Annotated in this window: 19 protein-coding genes; all 19 read left to right on the forward strand. The window is 44.0% G+C overall.

Going from position 1 to position 19,634, the window contains the following annotated elements:
• Positions 1 to 114: 114 nt before the first annotated feature.
• Positions 115 to 873: a YebC/PmpR family DNA-binding transcriptional regulator gene (locus ACHOLT_RS09260; protein ID WP_425807467.1), complete on the forward strand. Its 759-nt coding sequence runs from the start codon at positions 115 to 117 to the stop codon at positions 871 to 873.
• Between the two features lie 148 nt (positions 874 to 1,021).
• Positions 1,022 to 1,405 (forward strand): hypothetical protein, encoded by a 384-nt coding sequence (locus ACHOLT_RS09265; protein WP_425807468.1) that lies wholly within the window; start codon positions 1,022 to 1,024, stop codon positions 1,403 to 1,405.
• Positions 1,406 to 1,464: 59 nt separating this feature from the next.
• The gene (gene ruvC / locus ACHOLT_RS09270; protein ID WP_425807470.1) at positions 1,465 to 1,959 is read left to right on the forward strand and encodes a crossover junction endodeoxyribonuclease RuvC; all 495 of its coding nucleotides are present in this window, start codon (positions 1,465 to 1,467) and stop codon (positions 1,957 to 1,959) included.
• Complete coding sequence (gene ruvA, locus ACHOLT_RS09275; RefSeq protein ID WP_425807472.1) at positions 1,959 to 2,555, forward strand: Holliday junction branch migration protein RuvA; 597 nt, start codon at positions 1,959 to 1,961, stop codon at positions 2,553 to 2,555. Before ruvC ends, ruvA begins: the two co-directional genes overlap by 1 nt.
• A 41-nt stretch (positions 2,556 to 2,596) precedes the next feature.
• Positions 2,597 to 3,619, forward strand: coding sequence for a Holliday junction branch migration DNA helicase RuvB (gene ruvB / locus ACHOLT_RS09280; protein ID WP_425807473.1), 1,023 nt, complete (start codon positions 2,597 to 2,599; stop codon positions 3,617 to 3,619).
• 54 nt (positions 3,620 to 3,673) lie between these two features.
• Positions 3,674 to 5,047, forward strand: a complete 1,374-nt coding sequence (locus ACHOLT_RS09285) for a SpoIID/LytB domain-containing protein (protein WP_425807475.1) — start codon at positions 3,674 to 3,676, stop codon at positions 5,045 to 5,047.
• Positions 5,048 to 5,130: 83 nt separating this feature from the next.
• On the forward strand, positions 5,131 to 6,156 hold the full coding sequence (queA, locus tag ACHOLT_RS09290) for a tRNA preQ1(34) S-adenosylmethionine ribosyltransferase-isomerase QueA (protein WP_425807477.1): 1,026 nt from the start codon (positions 5,131 to 5,133) through the stop codon (positions 6,154 to 6,156).
• 88 nt (positions 6,157 to 6,244) lie between these two features.
• Positions 6,245 to 7,366 carry a tRNA guanosine(34) transglycosylase Tgt gene (gene tgt, locus ACHOLT_RS09295; RefSeq protein WP_425807478.1) on the forward strand — a complete coding sequence of 374 codons (1,122 nt, stop codon included), beginning with the start codon at positions 6,245 to 6,247 and terminating at the stop codon, positions 7,364 to 7,366.
• Between the two features lie 27 nt (positions 7,367 to 7,393).
• Positions 7,394 to 7,831, forward strand: coding sequence for a preprotein translocase subunit YajC (gene yajC / locus ACHOLT_RS09300; RefSeq protein ID WP_425807480.1), 438 nt, complete (start codon positions 7,394 to 7,396; stop codon positions 7,829 to 7,831).
• A 122-nt stretch (positions 7,832 to 7,953) separates the two neighbouring features.
• A complete protein-coding gene (locus ACHOLT_RS09305) occupies positions 7,954 to 8,697 on the forward strand; it encodes an EcsC family protein (protein ID WP_425807483.1) in 744 nt (247 codons plus the stop codon).
• The gene (locus ACHOLT_RS09310; RefSeq protein ID WP_425807486.1) at positions 8,690 to 9,352 is read left to right on the forward strand and encodes an HD domain-containing protein; all 663 of its coding nucleotides are present in this window, start codon (positions 8,690 to 8,692) and stop codon (positions 9,350 to 9,352) included. The genes ACHOLT_RS09305 and ACHOLT_RS09310 overlap by 8 nt, the downstream gene beginning before the upstream one ends.
• Positions 9,353 to 9,477: 125 nt before the next feature.
• The gene (gene secD / locus ACHOLT_RS09315; RefSeq protein WP_425807488.1) at positions 9,478 to 10,722 is read left to right on the forward strand and encodes a protein translocase subunit SecD; all 1,245 of its coding nucleotides are present in this window, start codon (positions 9,478 to 9,480) and stop codon (positions 10,720 to 10,722) included.
• Positions 10,715 to 11,695, forward strand: coding sequence for a protein translocase subunit SecF (secF, locus tag ACHOLT_RS09320; RefSeq protein ID WP_425807490.1), 981 nt, complete (start codon positions 10,715 to 10,717; stop codon positions 11,693 to 11,695). Before secD ends, secF begins: the two co-directional genes overlap by 8 nt.
• Before the next feature lie 148 nt (positions 11,696 to 11,843).
• Positions 11,844 to 13,535 (forward strand): biosynthetic-type acetolactate synthase large subunit, encoded by a 1,692-nt coding sequence (gene ilvB / locus ACHOLT_RS09325; RefSeq protein WP_425807492.1) that lies wholly within the window; start codon positions 11,844 to 11,846, stop codon positions 13,533 to 13,535.
• Positions 13,536 to 13,539: 4 nt separating this feature from the next.
• Positions 13,540 to 14,037: an acetolactate synthase small subunit gene (gene ilvN, locus ACHOLT_RS09330; RefSeq protein ID WP_425807495.1), complete on the forward strand. Its 498-nt coding sequence runs from the start codon at positions 13,540 to 13,542 to the stop codon at positions 14,035 to 14,037.
• A gap of 862 nt (positions 14,038 to 14,899) precedes the next feature.
• Positions 14,900 to 15,346, forward strand: coding sequence for a hypothetical protein (locus tag ACHOLT_RS09335; RefSeq protein WP_425807497.1), 447 nt, complete (start codon positions 14,900 to 14,902; stop codon positions 15,344 to 15,346).
• A gap of 76 nt (positions 15,347 to 15,422) precedes the next feature.
• Positions 15,423 to 16,502, forward strand: coding sequence for a cation diffusion facilitator family transporter (locus ACHOLT_RS09340; protein ID WP_425807500.1), 1,080 nt, complete (start codon positions 15,423 to 15,425; stop codon positions 16,500 to 16,502).
• Positions 16,503 to 16,543: 41 nt separating this feature from the next.
• Positions 16,544 to 19,078, forward strand: coding sequence for a single-stranded-DNA-specific exonuclease RecJ (recJ, locus tag ACHOLT_RS09345; RefSeq protein ID WP_425807502.1), 2,535 nt, complete (start codon positions 16,544 to 16,546; stop codon positions 19,076 to 19,078).
• Positions 19,079 to 19,121: 43 nt separating this feature from the next.
• On the forward strand, positions 19,122 to 19,634 hold the full coding sequence (locus ACHOLT_RS09350; protein WP_425807504.1) for an adenine phosphoribosyltransferase: 513 nt from the start codon (positions 19,122 to 19,124) through the stop codon (positions 19,632 to 19,634).

A 19,634-nucleotide genomic window follows, 5' to 3' on the forward strand; every position in this document is an offset into this window, starting at 1 on the left:
GCTGACTGCTTTATTTTCCTTATTTTCTAAAATTAACTTCAAACGGTAGCCCCTTTACACAATAAAATTTTATATGGTAAAATATTTTTTGGACTAAATAAGGAGGATTCATTCATGTCAGGACATTCTAAATGGGCGAATATTAAACATAAAAAAGCGAAAGCTGATGCACAAAAGGGTAAGGTATTTACGAAGCTTGGTCGTGAGCTTATTGTTGCGGCTCGCGCAGGCGGAGCTGATCCTGCTAATAATTTCCGTTTAAAGATTGCCATTGATAATGCCAAAGCCGCCAATATGCCTAATGATAATATCCAGCGCGCGATCCAAAAAGGAGCGGGAGCTGGTGACGGAGCAGCCTTCGAGGAGCTCCGTTATGAAGGTTATGGTCCGGCTGGAGCCGCCATTATGGTTGATATCGTAACCGATAACCGCAATAGAACTGCCGGGGAAATGCGCCATATTTTTTCGAAAAACGGCGGAAACCTTGGGGAAACTGGAAGCGTCAATTGGATGTTTAAAGAAAAAGGACAGTTGACTATTCCCCAAGAGGACTTAGAACTTTCCGAAGATGATCTTATGCTTATGGCTTTAGACGCCGGAGCCGAGGATATGGATGATGATGATGAGAATTACCTGATCATCACTGCCCCTGAAGATATGGAAGCTGTTCATCAGGCTTTGCTGGAGCAAAAGGTTCTTATCTCAGAAGCCGCCATTAATCAGCTTCCGCTGAATACGATCGAGATTGCTGATCCTGAACATGCGAAGAAAATTATCCGCTTAATGGATGCGTTAGAAGAACATGATGATGTTCAAGGGGTATACGCGAACTTTGAATTGGCTGATTCTTTATCGGATGAAGATTTAGACTAAAAGGAAGATAACCTACGGATAAGGCAAGCAAGAGAAAACGGTGCTCAAATGGGCACCGTTTTCCTGCGTGGTTTAGAGAAATGTTTGATTTATATTGCTTCGGGTAAAAATAGAGGAAACTTTATGATTATCTGGAGGAATTATAAACATGCAGCGTTCTAAAGTAAACCGGTTTGTTCTTATTTTAATATTAGGAGCCGGAATCGGGGGAGTGACTCCTTGGCTTCTTCAAAACTTCTCTCAACCGAATTCCACAGAAGGGAAGCAAGAACTGCCTATAGCCCAAGATTCTTTGACTCAAACCGTTAATTCGCCTCTTTCTTCTCAAACGTATTATTACTGTAAAATTGATCAAGGAATTCTTTCTGTGATCGAAGGCAATGCTCAAAACGGAAAAAGAATCATTACCGGCCTGAATGTTTCAAAGTGGCCGCCGGAAATGCTGACGATGGCCCAACAAATCGAGTTTCATTCGTTGGATGAGGTTCAATCCTTTATTGACTCCATGAGTGAAGAGTTGTGGCTGGAGTAATTTTATACAGGAATCTTTCGCTTTCCTGTCGAAGTCTTTCAGTCGAAAGGAAGGCGTTTATGTACATACTTGGGATAGACCCCGGAACAGCCATCATGGGTTATGGCTTAATTGAAAAACAAGGGAATCGGTTATTTCCTTTAACTTATGCATCTTGGCGGACGCCCTCCCAGTTGCCGATGCCGGAGCGCTTATTGATGCTTTATCAGGAGATGCAAGCTTTTATTGAGAATCATCGGCCTGAGCAAATAGCGGTTGAAGAACTCTTTTTCAATCGCAATACAACCACGGCGATTTCGGTAGGACAAGCAAGAGGAATTGTCCTTCTGGCGGCAGCTCAGGCTCACATACCGGTCTATGAATATACGCCGCTGCAGGTAAAACAGGCGGTTGTTGGGTATGGAAAAGCCGATAAAAAACAGGTTCAGCAGATGGTCCGTGCATTGCTGGGCTTAAAGGAGATCCCCAAACCGGATGATACGGCAGATGCCCTTGCAATTGCGATTTGTCATGCGCATAGCGTAAATTTACTTAATCGAATGGGGGGATCATAATGATCGGCATGTTACGCGGAAGAGTATGGGAGATCCAAACGGATAAGCTTGTTTTAGACGTTCAGGGAACGGGTTATCTTTTGGCTGTCCCTTATGGATTTTTATCGAAGCTTCGTACGGGACAAGAGATCGTCGTTTATACCCAAGTTATCCTTCGTGAGGAGGAGCTTTCCCTCTACGGGTTTTCTTCCTTAGCAGAAAAGGAAATGTTTCTCCAGATGCTTTCGGTTTCTGGAATTGGCCCTAAGGCGGCACTTTCAATTCTCTCAACTTTAGGTTCAGCTCAAGCTCAAAGTGCTATTGCGGGGGAAAATCTGACCGTGCTGACGAAGGTCCCCGGCATTGGCAAAAAGACAGCTCAGAGACTGGTTCTTGAATTGCGGGAAAAAATCAAAGGGAAAACGGAGATTGGCGATTCCTCAATTGTGCTCGCAGGTTCGGGAGTTCAGTCTGAGGCCCTGGAAACGATGCTGGCTTTAGGGTTTAGTTTAGAGGAAGGGAAAAAAGCTCTCGCGCAGATCAACACGAAGGATCGTGAGTTAACGGTTGAAGAACAGGTTAAAGAAGCTTTGCGTTTTATTGCTCTGCAAAAATAAGGATTGAGATTAGAGATTGAAAGAAAGAGGAAATTTTCGGCATGGAAGAACGGATGGTATCTCCACAAGAAATTTTGGGCGATCTCGAAGGGGAGGCCCTGCGCCCACATCGACTGGATGATTATATTGGGCAAAATAAGGTTAAGGAAAATTTGCAGATCTTTATCCAGGCAGCCTTGGCTCGAGGTGAGGCGCTGGATCATGTTTTGCTTTATGGGCCGCCTGGGCTGGGAAAAACAACCTTAGCTAATATTATTGCTCAGGAGCTGGGTGTGAGTATTCGGACAACTTCAGGCCCGGCCATAGAAAGGCCGGGAGATCTCGCGGCTATTTTAACGGCACTTGAACCCCGGGATGTTCTTTTTATTGATGAGATACACCGCTTAAGCCGGACGACCGAAGAAATTCTCTATTCGGCAATGGAAGACGGCTGTTTGGATATTGTGATCGGCAAAGGCCCGAGTGCACGTTCAATCCGCTTGTCCCTTCCTCCCTTTACTTTGGTTGGAGCGACGACTCGAGCAGGCCAGCTGGCCTCCCCGTTAAGAGACCGGTTCGGGGTTATTAACCGGTTGGAATTTTATGAGGTTGAAGATTTAATTGAAATCGTTAGGCGTGCCTCTGGAATTTTACATCTGGAAATTACAGCGGAGGGCGCTTCAGAAATCGGCCGGCGCTCACGGGGGACTCCTCGTATTGCTAACCGTTTGCTTAAAAGAGTCAGGGATTATGCTCAAGTTTGGGAAAATGGAGTTGTCACAGAGGAGCTGGCCAAGAAAGCATTGGATCGCCTTGAAGTGGACCCTGCAGGTCTTGATCGGATTGACCACAATACCTTGAAAACGATTATTCACTACTTTTCCGGTGGTCCGGTGGGTTTGGATACATTAGCGGCAACCATTGGCGAAGAGGCGGAAACCATTGAGGATGTGGTTGAGCCGTACCTGCTCCAAAAGGGTTTTCTGCAACGGACTCCGAGGGGAAGAGTGGCGACGGCTCGGGCCTATGAACATTTGGGACTGCCTTATCCTAATGCACAAGAAGGTCAGATTATCGGAGAATAAGAAAATTGAAAAAGGGCAATCTGTTCTTAAATGGGAGAAATGAGGTGGTTTCAAGTGCTACCTTACGTATCGAGAAAGAATAGCTTGCTCTCAGTTCAAAAGTACTTATTGTTGGCGCTTCTTTTCCTCTTATTCAATGCGACACCTTGTTTCGGACAGGAAATTCCCGTTGAATTAGTGTGGAAATTTGACAATGCGGGATGGCTTGGAATTCAAATCGAAGAAGGCAATTATCAAATTCATCAACAATCATCAGTAACCTCTTTCCCTGCGGGTTCTTACCTGGAATGTGCATGGGGGGGGCTGACTCCGATCCTGCGTTTAAATGATCATCCTTTTCAGGTTTGGAAGGGGAATGAAATCGATTTGCAAGCGGAGGATTCCACAGGTGTTTTTCAAATTAAAACGCCTGACGGTAAGTCGGTACGTTATTATGGAAGTTTAACCCTCAGCTGGGCAGGAAATCATTGGTCTTTAATCAATAAAGTAGACCGGGAGGCGTATCTCAAAGGAGTTGTCCCTATTGAAATGAGCAACATTTGGGCTCAGGACGGTCTCGAAGCATTAAAGGCTCAAGCTGTAGCGGCCAGAACCTTTGTTGTCAAAAAGCTGCAAACAAAGCGTACAATCACGGACTCTCCGGATATTGACCAGGCTTATCTCGGTAAAGAGGTTGAGGGAAGCGCGAATAGAGCAATCGAAGCGACTGAGGGAGAAGTTTTAGTGGATTCTCAAAACTTTTTACCGATAGATGCCTTATATTCCTCCCATAATGGCGGTTATACTGAAAAAGCTGAGAATGTATGGAATAACCCAGATCCTCATTTTTCATCCCATCCCGATCCTTTCTCTAAAGGAATGGGCGGAGCGGCTGATCGCTGGCGTTTCATTATCGGTGCGGATATTCTGGGTAAATCTTTTGGACTAGACCCAGTTCAAAAAATTCAGCTGAGCAAATACGCTTCCGGCCGTGTCAAAACGGTTAAGATGACAGATTTGAATGGAATATCAAAGGAAGTATCCGGAAGAACCTTTGTTCAGGCCTTTTATCCGTATGGGCACCCGCTTCAAACTCAAGCATTTTTAGGAGTGCTGTTTGAAGCTCAGAAAATACCCAATCAAGCCCAGGCTGAGGGAAGAAAAGAACTAGGAAGCTGGAGGCCGTTCGGCCTGTCTGCCGCAGAAGATTTATCTTCTTTAGGAAAGGATCAGGAGAGCATAGGTCCGCGCTTAGATCGGATTCTCAGTTCTTCGCAGGGGATTCGAGAGGCTCCTTCAAATCATGATGTCTTTATTTTTCAGGGACACGGTTGGGGACATGGAGTCGGAATGTCTCAATGGGGAGCTTATCATATGGCTCAATTAGGTTATAGTTATCCTCAGATTTTAAATTTTTATTACAACAATATCGTCTTGGTTAAAAAGTAAATAAATCTTCAAAGGTTTAATAAAAGACACTTGCAATCGTTGTTTAAAGACAAAGTTATTTATTGACTTAAAGGAGAATGAGAGTGGAGTTATCAGAATTCGATTTTTATCTGCCGCAGGAACTTATTGCCCAACATCCTGTGGAACCGAGAGATTCATCACGATTAATGGTCATCCATCGCGCTCAGGGAGAAATTGAACATCATACTTTCCATGAGCTGCCCAATTTGTTGCAGGCCGGCGATGTTTTAGTCGTCAATAACACTCGCGTCATTCCTGCCCGTTTAATCGGAGAGAAAGAAGGAACCGGAGCCCATATCGAATGCCTGCTTTTGAAACGCCTGGAACGGGATGTTTGGGAAGTTTTGGTGAAACCCGGAAAACGTCTTAAAGAGAGACAGAAGGTCAGCTTCGGCGGCGGAAAGCTGGAGGGTGAGCTGTTAGAGATATTGCCGAATGGTAATCGCAGGATTCGTTTTACGTATGAGGGTGTTTTTGAAGCGGTTCTTGATGAATTAGGGAATATGCCCTTGCCGCCGTATATTACGGAAAAACTTGAAAATAAGGAGCGGTACCAGACCGTTTATGCCAAGGAGAGCGGTTCTGCAGCTGCACCGACGGCAGGGCTGCATTTTACTCAGGAATTGTTGAACACGCTGCGGCAAAACGGCATTGAAATCGTTGAAATCCTTTTGCATGTGGGCCTCGGGACATTTCGCCCTGTGAAAGTAGAGCATATTGAGGAACATGAGATGCATTCTGAATATTATCGTGTTTCTCCAGAAGCGGCAGAGACAATCAATCGTGCCAAACGGGAGGGAAGACGTGTGATTGCCGTGGGAACGACAGCTTCGCGTACCCTTGAATCGGTAGGGCAGGAAAATGGGATGATTCAAGCAGGGGAAGGCTGGACGGATATTTTTATCTATCCCGGATATCATTTTAAGGTGGTTGACGCTCTCATTACGAATTTTCACTTTCCTAAATCAACCTTAGTGATGCTTGTCAGTGCCTTGGCCGGACGGGACTTGATCATGAAAGCTTATAACCTTGCAGTTCGGGAACGTTATCGTTTCTATAGTTTCGGCGATGCAATGCTTATCCTGTAAGAGTTGTACTTCATTCTATTTTCCCGTATAATGGAAAAGAAAAACAGGGAGTGTTCGTAGCAGAGTCGTAGAAAAGGATGTGAACTATTTGCCTGCGGTACGTTTAGAAGTACTGAAAAAAGAGTCTCGGTCCAAAGCGCGTTTAGGTAAACTGCATACACCTCATGGAGTGATTGATACCCCGGTTTTTATGCCTGTAGGGACACAGGCTACAGTAAAAACAATGACACCTGAGGAGTTAAAGGAAATCGGTGCCGGAATTATTCTCAGCAATACATATCACTTGTTTCTTCGCCCGGGACAGGAGCTCATCCGCGAGGCCGGTGGACTTCATTCTTTCATGCATTGGGATGGGGCAATCCTCACGGATAGCGGCGGCTTTCAGGTTTTTAGCCTGGGTGATCTCCGGAAAATTACGGAAGAAGGGGTGGAATTCCGTTCCCATCTGGATGGTTCACGGCAGTTTTTAAGCCCGGAGATTGCGACACAGGTTCAGATGGCTTTAGGGTCAGATATTGTCATGGCCTTTGATGAGTGCACGCCTTACCCGGCAACCCGTGAATATGCCAAAGCTTCTCTTGAACGGACAACGCGTTGGCTGAAACGCTGTAAGGAGACGTTGACAACAACGGATCGACAAGCCCTTTTTGGTATTGTTCAAGGAAGCATGTTTGAAGATCTGAGACGGCAAAGCGCAGCTGAAATCGTTGATCTTGATTTGCCGGGCTATGCTATTGGCGGGCTCAGCGTCGGTGAACCAAAAGAACTTATGTATGAAGTGATGGACTATACGGTTCCGCTTCTGCCTGAAGACCGTCCGCGTTATTTAATGGGTGTAGGATCGCCGGATGCATTGATTGAGGGGGTTATGCGGGGTATTGATATGTTTGACTGTGTCTTGCCGACACGGATTGCCCGCAACGGTACGGCCATGACCCGTTATGGAAAGCTTGTCGTTCGCAACGCTGAATCGGCTCATGATTTTTCCCCCATTGATCCAACTTGCGACTGCTATGCATGCCGCAATTATTCAAGAGCGTATATCCGGCATTTGCTGAAAGCGGATGAAATATTGGGCTTGCGTTTAATGTCAATCCATAATCTGCGCTTTTTGCAAACCGTGATGAAAGAAATTCGCGAGGCGATTGCGGAAGATCGCTTGCCGGAATATCGCCAGAGTTTTTTTACGGATTATGGTTATTTTAAATAAGCATAAAAATAATTAAGGAGGATTATTATGAACACCACAACCCTTATTCTCTATTTTGTCGTCTTCTTTGGTATCATGTATTTTCTAATGATTCGTCCGCAGCAAAAGCAGGCGAAACAGCGCCAAGCTCTCCTCAGCAGCCTTCGTGTTAAAGACAAGGTCCTTACCGCAGGCGGAATTTACGGGAAAATTACCAAAGTTAAAGAAAAATCGGTAATGGTGCAGATCGCAGATAAAGTTGAAATTGAAGTTGCCAAGAGCGGCATTACAAATGTTGAAAATCGTGAGATTGTTGTCGAGAAGGATAAAAAGGGAGACAAGAACGATAAGAAGGCTAAAGATAAAGCCGATGACGCCAAAGATAACGCCAATAACGCAAAAGATAACGCCAATAACGCAAAAGAAGAAGAGCAGGCTCCTCAGGAGGCTGCTGTGGAAGCAGAGCCTCAAAAGGAAGCTGAATAATAAGCTGCCTAAATTCAATTGCATGACTTTTTTCTGAAGTGGTAAACATAAATAATGAAGCAAGTGGATTATCATACCACTTGCTTTATTATTTATTCATAGAGTAAAAAGGGGATACCGTTGTGACATATGAGCAGCATCTTCGAATACAATTAGAACGCTGGCAGAGGAAACTTTTGAAGCCGCCCGGGCTTATCGAAAAAGGTTCGAAAAAATTCCAGAAGCGAGTCAACCAATTTATTCCCATGAAAGCACAAGAAGCGATTACGGGAGCTATTAAAGGGCTGATCAAGGTTGTTCTGGCAGGCCTAGAATTTATTCCTAAACGGGAACCGCTGAAGGGAATATCCCTTGAAGAGCGGGATATTCAAGCTCAACTTCTGCTGAAGAACTATAAAAGGATTGCTGCCGCTGAAGGGGCCGGGACCGGGGCAGGGGGAATAATTCTCGGAATAGCAGACTTTCCGGCTTTAATTGCCATTAAGATGAAGTTCTTATTTGAACTGGCGCATATTTACGGATTTCCCACTTATGATTATCAAGAGCGGTTATTTTTGCTTTATATTTTTCAGCTTGCTTTTTCAAGTCAAGAAAAACGACCTGCACTATTTTATGAGATTAGTCATTGGCAAGAGGCAGTGGCTCGATTCCCGGAAGAGAAATCCTTAGAACAGATTAATTGGGAACAGTTCCAACAGGAATATCGGGATGCTATTGATTTTCGCAAAATGCTCCAGATGGTGCCGGGGCTTGGTGCTGCTATCGGCGCATGGGCCAATTATGGATTGTTAGAGGATCTGGGTATTACAGCTATGAACTGTTATCGGCTGCGAATACTTCAAGAAGGGGGAATTGGAAATGAGTAAATTAACCCTTGCCCAACTTAAAGAGGATCCTATCGTTCAGGGTTATATCGAGGGTGGAAATAAACATTTAGAAGCGATTGGTTATACTGAGCACGGTCTGCGGCATGTTGGCTTAGTATCCCATATTGCTTCAAATATTTTGGAGAAACTGGAGTTCTCTCAAAGGGAGTGTGAACTGGCAGCGATCGCCGGCTATCTCCATGATATCGGGAATGCGGTCAATCGGGTAAGCCATGCTCAGACGGGGGCTATTATGGCTTCAAATATTTTGGAGCGTCATGGGATGATTCCGGAGGAAATTGCCATTGTCATTGGGGCAATAGGAAATCATGATGAAACTGATGGTCACCCTGTAAACAATGTATCTGCTGCTTTGATTTTAGCCGATAAATCCGATGTTCATCGATCTCGTGTAAGGAACCCGGATCTCGCAACCTTTGATATCCACGACCGGGTAAATTATGCCGTGGAACGTTCCTTTATTCGTGTTTATCCTAAGGATAGAATTGCTTTAGAAATTACCATTAATACGGAACTCTGTCCCGTTATGGATTATTTCGAAATCTTTATGGCCCGAATGCTTTTATGCCGCAAAGCAGCAAATTTTTTGGAAACACGATTCGAACTGAAGATCAATGACGTAAAATTGCTTTAAGCTTCCATAGCTGTTCTTTATTGTAATTTGTTTCGCCATGTACGATTTGACACTTGGACAAACCAAGACTTATAATTAGGTTTGGTGTGGGCAAGTCCCATTCAATTAATAAGGGAGGAAAACGAATGAAGAGGGGAAATATCCTTAAGCTTGCAGCAGTTATTTTGCTGGTAGCTGTCGCTGTCGCATTCTCATTTAAACCCCTTACGGATCCCCAAAAAGGAATCCCGTTGGGACTTGACTTGCGTGGTGGTGTTCATCTAGTATTGCAAGCTGAACCGGGAAAAGATGGGAAAGCGGTTTCTAAAGACGATATGGACAATGCCAAGGCGATCATATCAAAACGGGTCAATGAAATGGGGTTATCAGAACCTATTGTTCAAGAGGATTATGCCAATAAACGCATAATTGTTGATTTAGCAGGGGTACAGGACCCTGACAAAGCAGTTAATGTATTAAAAACTACAGCAAAATTAACCTTCCGCGACCCTCAAGGAAACGTATTGCTTGAAGGTTCAGATTTAAAAGATGCCCGGGCTGGAAGCAGTTCACAAAATCAGGGTTATGTCGTCAATTTAACGTTTTCTTCTGAGGGTGCAAAAAAATTCGCAGATGCGACAACAAAGCTTGTAGGACAGCCATTAGGAATTTATCTTGACGATAAGTTTTTGCAAGGTCCAACAGTTAATGAGCCTATTGTCAATGGACAAGCTGAGATCACGCATTACGCTTCCTTGCAGGAAGCTGCTGATTATGCAGTCCTTTTCCGTTCCGGATCTTTGCCAGTGAGTATGACGATTGCGGAGAAACGCCAAGTTGGAGCTTCCCTAGGAGCGGATTCTCTCGGTAAAAGTCTGCATGCCGGGGCCTATGGCTTAATCTTTATTTTCCTATTCATGCTTGCGTTTTATCTTTTGCCAGGTGTCGTTGCGGATTTCTCACTTCTGGTATACGGACTTATTGTCCTCTGGGTTTTATATTTAATGCGGGCAGTACTTACGCTGCAGGGAATAGCGGGTTTGATTCTGACGATAGGTATGGCCGTCGACTTTAATATTATTATCTATGAACGCGTAAAGGAAGAAATTCGTGAGGGGAAATCACTCAGAGCTGCGGTCGAAGCCGGATTCAGCCGGGCTTTTATTACAGTCATTGATGCTCACGTTACGACCTTGATTGCTGCGATAACCCTTTATTTCTCTCCGACAAGCTCAATTAGAGGTTTCGCGATTACATTGGCCGTGGGTATTCTTGCCAGTCTCTTTACAGCAATTACATTTACCCGTGCAATTCTACGTTGGGTCGTAGGAATTAATCCTAAAATGAAAACTTCATGGTTTGGAGTAAGGAGGAAAGCAGAAAATGGCTGATAAGAGTAAAAATACAACGAACAAGATTCCTCGCACTTCGGCAGTTCATCTTGAAACCTATGAAGAAGTCCAAAAGCTTCATCCTCTTTACTTTAATATTGTCCAAAAGAGGTACTGGTGGTTTGCTCTTTCTTTGTTGATCATTGTACCAGGGATAATTTCTTTATTTGTTCAAGGGTTAAATCTGGGTATCGATTTTACAGGAGGTACGATGCTTGAGGTTCCGTTTAACAAAGCTGTAACTCAGACTGCAATCACGGATACGATGAAATCCGTGGGGCTGGAAGGCCCAGTTCAGCTTTCAGGAGATAAGCAAGCACTCATCCGGACAAAAGCTTTAGATGAGGATCAGAGAAATAGTCTGTTGGATGCGCTGAAAACTAAAGTCGGTGATTTTGATAGGGCCAACATTAAAGAAGATAAGGTTGGACCTGCAATTGGTCAAGAATTGACTAAAAATGCAATTCTTTCTCTTGTTATTGCCATGGGCTTAATGATCATCTATATTACTATCCGCTTCCAGTTCGTTTATGCTATTTCAGGGATTCTCGCATTGCTCCATGATGTTCTCGTGACAGTAGGATTGTTTTCTCTTTTTCAGTGGCAAATTGATTCCTCGTTTGTTGCTGCTGTTTTAACGATCTTCGGATACTCGATCAATGATACGGTTGTTATTTTTGACCGTGTTCGTGAAAATGAACTTCGCTTGAAACGCGGCCAAACGTATGAGGATATGGTGGATAAATCGATCTGGCAGACCATGCGGCGGTCTATCAATACGGTTGTTACCGTGCTTATTGCTTTGTTCTCAGTCTTTATTTTGGGTGGAGAATCGACACGTGTTTTCTCTTTAGCCATGCTGATTGGAGTATTTAGCGGAGCGTATTCTTCGATCTTCAATGCGAGCCAAATCCTTGTTGAGATTAAACATCGTATGGGGCCGCGTCGCGGCGGGAAGATGGCGAAAGCTTAATCCAAGTCCGAGTTTTGTTTAGAAGGAGTCTTGAGTATAGTTGCTCGAGGCTCTTTTTTCTAAGTTTTCGCACATCTTCTTTAATAAGATAGTGCATTTTTTCTCTCAGTGTACTATAATACTTAAAAAGGTTTTGAGGAGGGCGTTTATGAGAATGACAGGAGCTCAGGCTATTATTGAGAGCTTGAGATGTGAAGGAGTCGAGGTTGTTTTTGGATACCCAGGGGGATCGGTTCTAACGCTCTACGATGCCTTGTATGAAGCGAAGTTCCCTCATGTCCTAACGCGGCATGAACAGGGAGCCGCTCATGCCGCAGACGGTTATGCACGCTCCACAGGTAAAGTCGGGGTTTGCATGGCCACTTCAGGACCTGGCGCGACAAATTTAGTGACGGGAATTGCGACAGCCTATATGGACTCTATACCTCTTGTAGCGATTACAGGTCAAGTGGCAGTACCCTTGATCGGGCGCGATTCTTTTCAGGAAGCGGATGTTCGGGGGATAACAACTCCGATTACAAAACATAATTATCTTGTTAAAGATGTCCGTGAAATTCCCCATGTGATGAAGGAAGCTTTTTATATTGCAAGAACCGGGCGCCCTGGCCCCGTTTTAATTGATGTTGCCAAAGATATTTTTGCGGCGGAACTTGATTTTGAATATCCGAAAGAAGTTGTTCTTCGAGGATATCGCCCCATTGTTGAAGGAGACACGGAACTTATTAGATCCGTTGCACAGGATTTAGCTCAGGCTAAAAAACCTCTGATTTTTGTAGGAGGCGGAGCTAATCTGTCTGATATTTCACCTGCCTTGAGAGAATTGATCGACTATACACAAATACCGGTGATTACAAGTCTGATGGGTCTCGGAAGTATCCCGGGAGACCATCCCCTTAATCTTGGGATGGTTGGCATGCATGGAACCTATACAGCCAATATGGCCACAATTGACTGCGATGTATTGTTGGGGATCGGGGTTCGTTTTGATGACCGGGTCACAGGGCTAGTTGAACATTTTGCTCCAAACGCTAAGCTTATTCATTGCGATATTGATCCTGCAGAAATCAACAAGAATATTATTGTTGATACGCGTGTTGTTGGGGATTTGCGCTGGACCGTTCCTTCTTTGCTTGATGAAGTAAAGAAATGGCCTGCCGGGGAATGGGCAGGAAAGAATCCAGAATGGAGGATTCAGCTTAAAGAATCACAAGAAAAAATGCCGTTAAGCTTCACTCAGCGTCCCAATCAGGTGATGCCGCAAGAGGTTATCCAATGTATCAGCAAGCTCACCGCCGGCGATGCGATCGTTGTGACTGATGTAGGTCAGCATCAGATGTGGACGGCTCAATTCTTCAATTTCCAACATCCAAGACATTTTTTGACGTCCGGAGGACTCGGGACAATGGGCTATGGGGTGCCCGCAGGCATGGGTGCACAAGTGGGATTGCCGGATAAAAAGGTTGTTGTAATTGCCGGAGATGGCGGATTTATGATGAATTGCCAAGAATTATCAACGATCGCAGATTTGAATCTTCCTGTGAAAATTATCATTATCAATAATCAAGTTCTGGGCATGGTTTCGCAATGGCAAAGAATGTTCTACAATAAACATTACGCTCATTCCAGATTAGAAGGTCATGCCGACTTTGTTAAGCTTGCAGATGCAATGGGAATTCAGGGAATGAGAGTCAATCGTCCTGAGGAATTAGAAGAGGCACTTGAAAAAGCCTTAGCTGTTGAGGGACCAATTGTCGTTGATATTCGGATTCCCGAGGATGAAGATGTAATCCCCATGGTTCCGGCTGGGGCTCGCCTGGATCAAATGATAATGGGAGGTTAAGGGAATGAAGCATACTTTAGGTGTTCTTGTTGAAAATAGGCCTGGTGTTTTGACCCATATTTCGGGTCTTATCAGTCGCCGTGCCTTTAATATTGAAAGCATAGCTGCAGGTTATACAGAAGAAGCTGATACGACGCGCATCACTATTGTTGTTCAAGCCGATGAGCAAAACGAGTTAGAGCAGGTGGTCAATCAACTTTCCAAATTGATTGATGTCATTAAAATTGTGGATTTAACTTCAGGAGATTCGATTCAGCGTGATCTTGCCCTGATTAAGGTTAAGGCCAATGCCGAGTTTCGTTCCAATATCGTTGATATTGTAGATATTTTCCGAGCCAAGATCGTGGACGTAAACCGTGAAACCATGGTCATTGAACTGACGGGTGAAGAGAGCAAGATCGATGCTCTCTGTGAGGTTCTGAAAGACTATGGTATTATCGAAATTGTGCGTACAGGAAAAATTGCTCTTTCCCGTGGTCCTATACCGGCAAAAGAACTTTAAAAGATACTTACCAAAGGAATGGTCCCAAAGATCAGAATTTATACTCAAAGATCCTGTAAAATTCAATTTTTGCAGGATCTTTTTTGGGCTTCTAATAGGACATCTCACATCTTTCTCGGTGCGGAATATCTTAAAGTATAAATCCAGTAATTACCAAACACAAAGGAGGACTCTCATCATGGCATTCGGTGCTGGCGTAGCAGGAGCAGGTCTAGGTGCAGGAATTGCGATAATTGTTGTTATAATTCTCTTATTGATCGCTTTAGGAATAGTTTTCTAAGTTTATTTAAACTGCAGATAGAGTAATAATTCTTTGGAGGTGAAATTATGTACGGTTATGGTTGTGGTTATGGCGGCTTTTCAGGTGTAGGAATTGGCGTTGGTGTCATCGCTATTGCAATTCTGATTCTTATCGCATTAGGCGTTATATTTTAATCTGAAATCTTATAACGTGTGAAAATGAGGGGGCTGTTGCAAAACAGCCCCTTTTTCAGTGTAATGCAGCAAACTCATAAAAAAGACTGCTTGGCTGGGCAAGCAGTCTGAACAGCTATATCACATATTTGAGAGCATAAGACTTAAGATCTAAAAGATGTGATTACCACCACCACCTACGATGGAAACCCCAGAACGGGAAGCCCCAGAACGGAAAACCGAAAAAAGGAAAACGAGGAAAACCCCAGAAACGCCACCACATAGAGAAGACCCCCTTTAAAGTATAGTGTTTTGAGAAAGAGTTAAAAGATAGTATAAAATATGCAACGTATACAAAAAATGACAATTGTGGATAATCTATTTATAAAGTTTTAAGCAGCTCTTGGCGTGGAGATATTAAGGACAAAGCAAGAGTTAAAGGAGGAGAGTGCCCTTGACGTTTTTGATCTATTTAATAATAGAAGGGCTGTTCCTTTTAGCAGCAGGAATGACAGTTGTGGCTGGAATTCGTGGTATTACAGGTGCCGCGATCATTCTTAGTATACTTATTTGGCTGGCAAGGCAAGAAAATTTTTGGGTATGGGAGATTCCGTTTCTCCTTTGTGTTTTTACGGCTGCGTTGTTTCTTCTTTGGTTGAGCCAAAAGGCAAAGCAAAATGACTTTATTATGGGCTTAGCCGGAGGAATGACCAGCCTGGTCGTTTTCGGTTCCTTTCTGTCGCCATTCATAGCTTTGATTGTATGGGCTCTTGTAAGCGGAACCGGACTTGTTAAGTTAAGCGGCAAGAAACAGATCTTTTGGGGAATTGCGCCGATTCTATGGAGAACGCTGCTGGGAATAAGTTGGATTATCTTTGGCAATGTTCTAGTTTAACTTAGTAAAGGGTCCTAAAAATTATTTAATAAAATTTTTTAAAAAGCTTGACTATCATGAACTTTTTTGCTACTTTATGATTATAATATATAAGCGTCAGGCTTGTGCTGGGCCTTATGAAAAGGGCAGCGAAGAAATTCGTGGGACTTCCGTTGGGAAGCCCTTTTTATTTTATCCTATAACCTTGATTAAGAGTAAAGAGGAGTTTCAAATGCAAGAAAAAACTAAAGTTGCTTCAATTTCGGTTTTATCTAATACGGTCTTAACTGTGGGTAAAGTAGTGATTGGTCTTATCAGCGGTTCAGTCAGTATTCTCTCAGAAGGGATCCATTCGGGGATTGACCTGATGGCTGCAATCATCGCTCTTTTTGCAGTGCGGGAATCAGATAAACCGGCAGATGCGAGGCATACTTACGGACATGGAAAAATTGAGAATGTTTCTGGAACAGTCGAAGCGCTGCTTATTTTTGTGGCAGCCATTATGATTATCAACGAAGCTATTCATAAACTGACTGAAGGCGTAAACGTTGAAAAAATCGGTTGGGGTCTTCTCATCATGGGCTTTTCTGCAACGGCTAACCTCATTGTATCGACGCTACTGATGCGGGTCGCTAAGAGAACGGATTCCGTTGCTTTGGAAGCAGATGCATTGCATTTGCGAACAGATGTTTATACCTCGGCAGGAGTATTTTTGGGTTTACTTCTCATGAAAGTTACGGGCTGGACTATTTTCGATCCCATCGTGGCAATTTTTGTAGCCTTATTGATTATTAAAACTGCGTATGATTTGACGAAAGAAGCCTTTATGCCTTTAGTCGATGTCAGCATTGAACCGGCAGAATATCAAATCATTATTGAAGTACTGGATAAATATTCTGGTCAATTTGTTGAATTCCATAAATTAAGAACCCGCCGGTCTGGCTCAGAGCGTCATATTGATCTTCATTTAGTCGTTCCCAAGTACCAGTCGGTTCTTGATGTCCATGAGCTTTGTGATCAAATTGAACTGGAAATCAAAGAAAAACTGCCAAGAACGAATATCCTGATCCATACCGAGCCATGCTCGGATAGTTCCTCAAAATGCCTTGCTTGTGACAATATTCAGGCGGGATGCAATAGAAGTTTAGAAGATAAAACTGTACTTCAAAAGAATTAAGACAAGGATTTTCTTGCAAGAGCTTTTCAGGCTGGCTTATAATGAGCTGTGGGGGAATTAGATTGAAAAAGATTTGGATAAAACCACAGCCGGTTAAACGAATTTCGGATACAATTCAAACACGATTAGGGCTTTCGCCGGTCGTCGCCGACATCTTAGCTCGTCGTGGAGTGCATTCAAAGAAGCAGGTGGTGGACTTTTTAAGACCATCCCTGCTTAATTTACATTCTCCGTGGGCTTTTCGAGAGATGAACAAGGCGATAGAACGGCTTGAATTGGCCAAATGTCAAAATGAAAAGGTTTTAATTTACGGGGACTATGACGTAGATGGCGTGACAAGTACAGCTATGCTGTATAAAGTTATGAAGGATTTAGATTTCCAAACGGTCGCTTATATTCCCAATCGTATGGATGAGGGATATGGACTCAATAAAGAGGCTATTCTCAAAGCAGCCCAGGCAAAGGTTAAAGTGATTATTACGGTTGACTGCGGGATAACGGCAGTCGAGGAAGTGCGCTATGCAAAGGAGCTGGGCATACAGGTTATTCTTACAGATCATCATGAACCGCCGGAGCAGCTGCCTGAGGCGCTTGCAATTTTAAACCCTAAAGTGCCTGATTCGGGTTATCCTTTTCGTGAGCTTGCAGGGGTTGGAGTAGCTTTTAAGCTGGCTCAAGCTTTGCTTGAGCGTTTTGCCGATGTGAGCGTAAAAAGGGATGATATCCTTACAGAGCTCGAAATCCTTGATATTGTGGCAATAGGGACAATTGCCGATATCGTTCCGTTGATTGATGAAAATCGAGTTATCGTATCTTATGGGTTAAAGCAAATGGAGCAAACCGTTCATTTAGGTGTTCAATCTTTGCTTGAGGAATGCGGGATTCATCGTAAGCCGATTAAGTCAGGGCAGATTGCCTTTTTAGTCGCTCCGCGAATCAATGCGGCAGGTCGAATGGAGAGCGCGAAAGCAGCCCTAGAGCTGCTAATAACGGGTAATCCTGAACGCAGTCAGGAGTTAGCTCGTTTTTTAAGTCGAGAAAACGCTCAGCGGAAGGACACGGAGAAGGAGATATTGGAGGAAGCCCTTGCTATGCTCGAGCAGCAGCCTCTCCCTCGTGTTATCGTTCTTGCGGCACCCCATTGGCACCATGGAGTTATTGGAATTGTAGCTTCACGCTTAGTGGAACGCTTTTATCGCCCTGTTTATTTGCTTTCTGAGGATGGTGAAGAAGCCAAAGGGTCTGCCCGAGGAATTCAAGGTTACCATGTATTAAATGCACTTAAAGAACAGGCTGATTTACTGGAACGATTTGGCGGACATAGTCAAGCTGCGGGCTTTTCCTTAAAATGTTCCAATATTTCAGCGTTGCGTGAAGGTCTTAATAAGACTGCGGAGGTTTTTCCAGAGGACCTTTTTTATGAGCGAGTAAAAGTCGATCAAATTCTTTCCCTATCTTCGGTAAATGGAGACCTGTTATCGCAATTGGAGCAGCTTGCTCCCTTTGGGTTCGGCAATCCAAGTCCAGTACTGGCAGGAGAACAGTTTCCATTGCAAAGCATAAATACAGTCGGTAAAGATAAAGCACATCTGAAGTGTCTTTTTGGTTCAAACGGCGAATGGGAGGGAATTGCCTTTCGCAGAGGAGAAGAGGCAGAAAACCTTCAGCAAATGCAAAATGTGGATATTACCTTTGGATTGGACTGGAATACATTTCGCGGACCGGATCAGGTTCAGTTGATTCTTAAGGATATTGAGCCAGAGGCAACCTGGCAGAAAAGAAATCTTACTCAAGATGCTGCTGTTCAGGCACTTTTACAGGGTGAAACTGAAATTGCCGCGACTTCGGCTGAGCCCTTAACTGGCTATGATTGGCGGATTTATGGCTGTGAGCAGTGGTTACACGCGTTAACGCATGAGGCAGGGATTACACCAGAGCAATATCATCTTGTAAGAGTATGGAATGGTTTGCTGCCGCAGCCCGGTTGGATTTCTTTGGACGAATTTCTTAAACATCCTTTGGATCAAGACCGAGTGCGGGGAAAAGTGCCGCCAACGGAACAAGATGAACCTTGGATTTTTATTCTTTTCCTGGGGCTGCCGCATGATTGGGAAGAATGGCAGTGCATAAATACTCCGCTGTTTTCAGAACATCTTTCTTCGTGCTGGGCAATAGCTCAATCGAAGCTGACCGCTGAAGAAGTGCAACGGAGGGCAGGCTATCAATCGCGCGAAAAACTGATCAAGATTTATCGCTCTTTAGCTCAATCAGCGAAAGATGCAGATGGGCATCGTCGATTTTTCTGGGCAGTGGATGATCAAAAGAATGAGGATTCGCTGGAAGCGCTTAAAATCTTTGAAGAATTGGGCTTAATCAAGATTTTAGGAGGAACAAAGCGGATATCCATCGAATGGATTCCAACACGAGAAAAATTAGATTTAGACTCATCCTTGCGTTATCATGTGGGCAAGCAAACTTGGGAGAATTTGCGGTGTTTTGCCGAAGAATTTGTGAGAGCTCCTTGGTCCAAGCTGGAAAAGAGTTCTGGTTCGGAATTTTTGACGTATGACCATTAAATGGTGTAAATTATAGTATAGACGAAAGAAAGGCGGCAGATTCATGGATTTTGCGCAGAAAATTCGCGTGATCGAGGATTTCCCGAAACCGGGTATATCCTTTAAAGACATTACTTCTCTATTAAAAAATGGAGAAACGTATCATAAAGCAATTGATGCCTTAGTTGATAAAGTCCTGCCATGGAAACCAGAACTGATTCTTGGACCGGAAGCCCGAGGATTCCTGTTGGGAGCCCCTCTTGCCTATGCTTTAGGGGTTGGGTTTGTGCCCGTACGTAAGCAGGGTAAACTCCCTGGCGAGACAGTCAGTGAAACGTATGAGCTAGAGTATGGCACAGATACTCTGGAAGTTCATGCGGCTGATTTGCACGCAGGTCAGAGAATTGCTATCGTCGACGATCTCTTAGCGACAGGTGGAACGATGCTCGCAACAGCTCGTCTGGCTGAAAAAATTGGTGCTGAAGTTGTAGGAATGAGCTTTCTAATCGAATTGAGTGAGTTGGGCGGACGTGAGAAGCTCAAAAAATATCCGGTCTTTTCACTCGTGCAGTATTAA

It is taken from the genome of Desulfitobacterium nosdiversum (assembly GCF_049860565.1).
GTDB classification, from domain to species: domain Bacteria; phylum Bacillota; class Desulfitobacteriia; order Desulfitobacteriales; family Desulfitobacteriaceae; genus Desulfitobacterium_A; species Desulfitobacterium_A nosdiversum.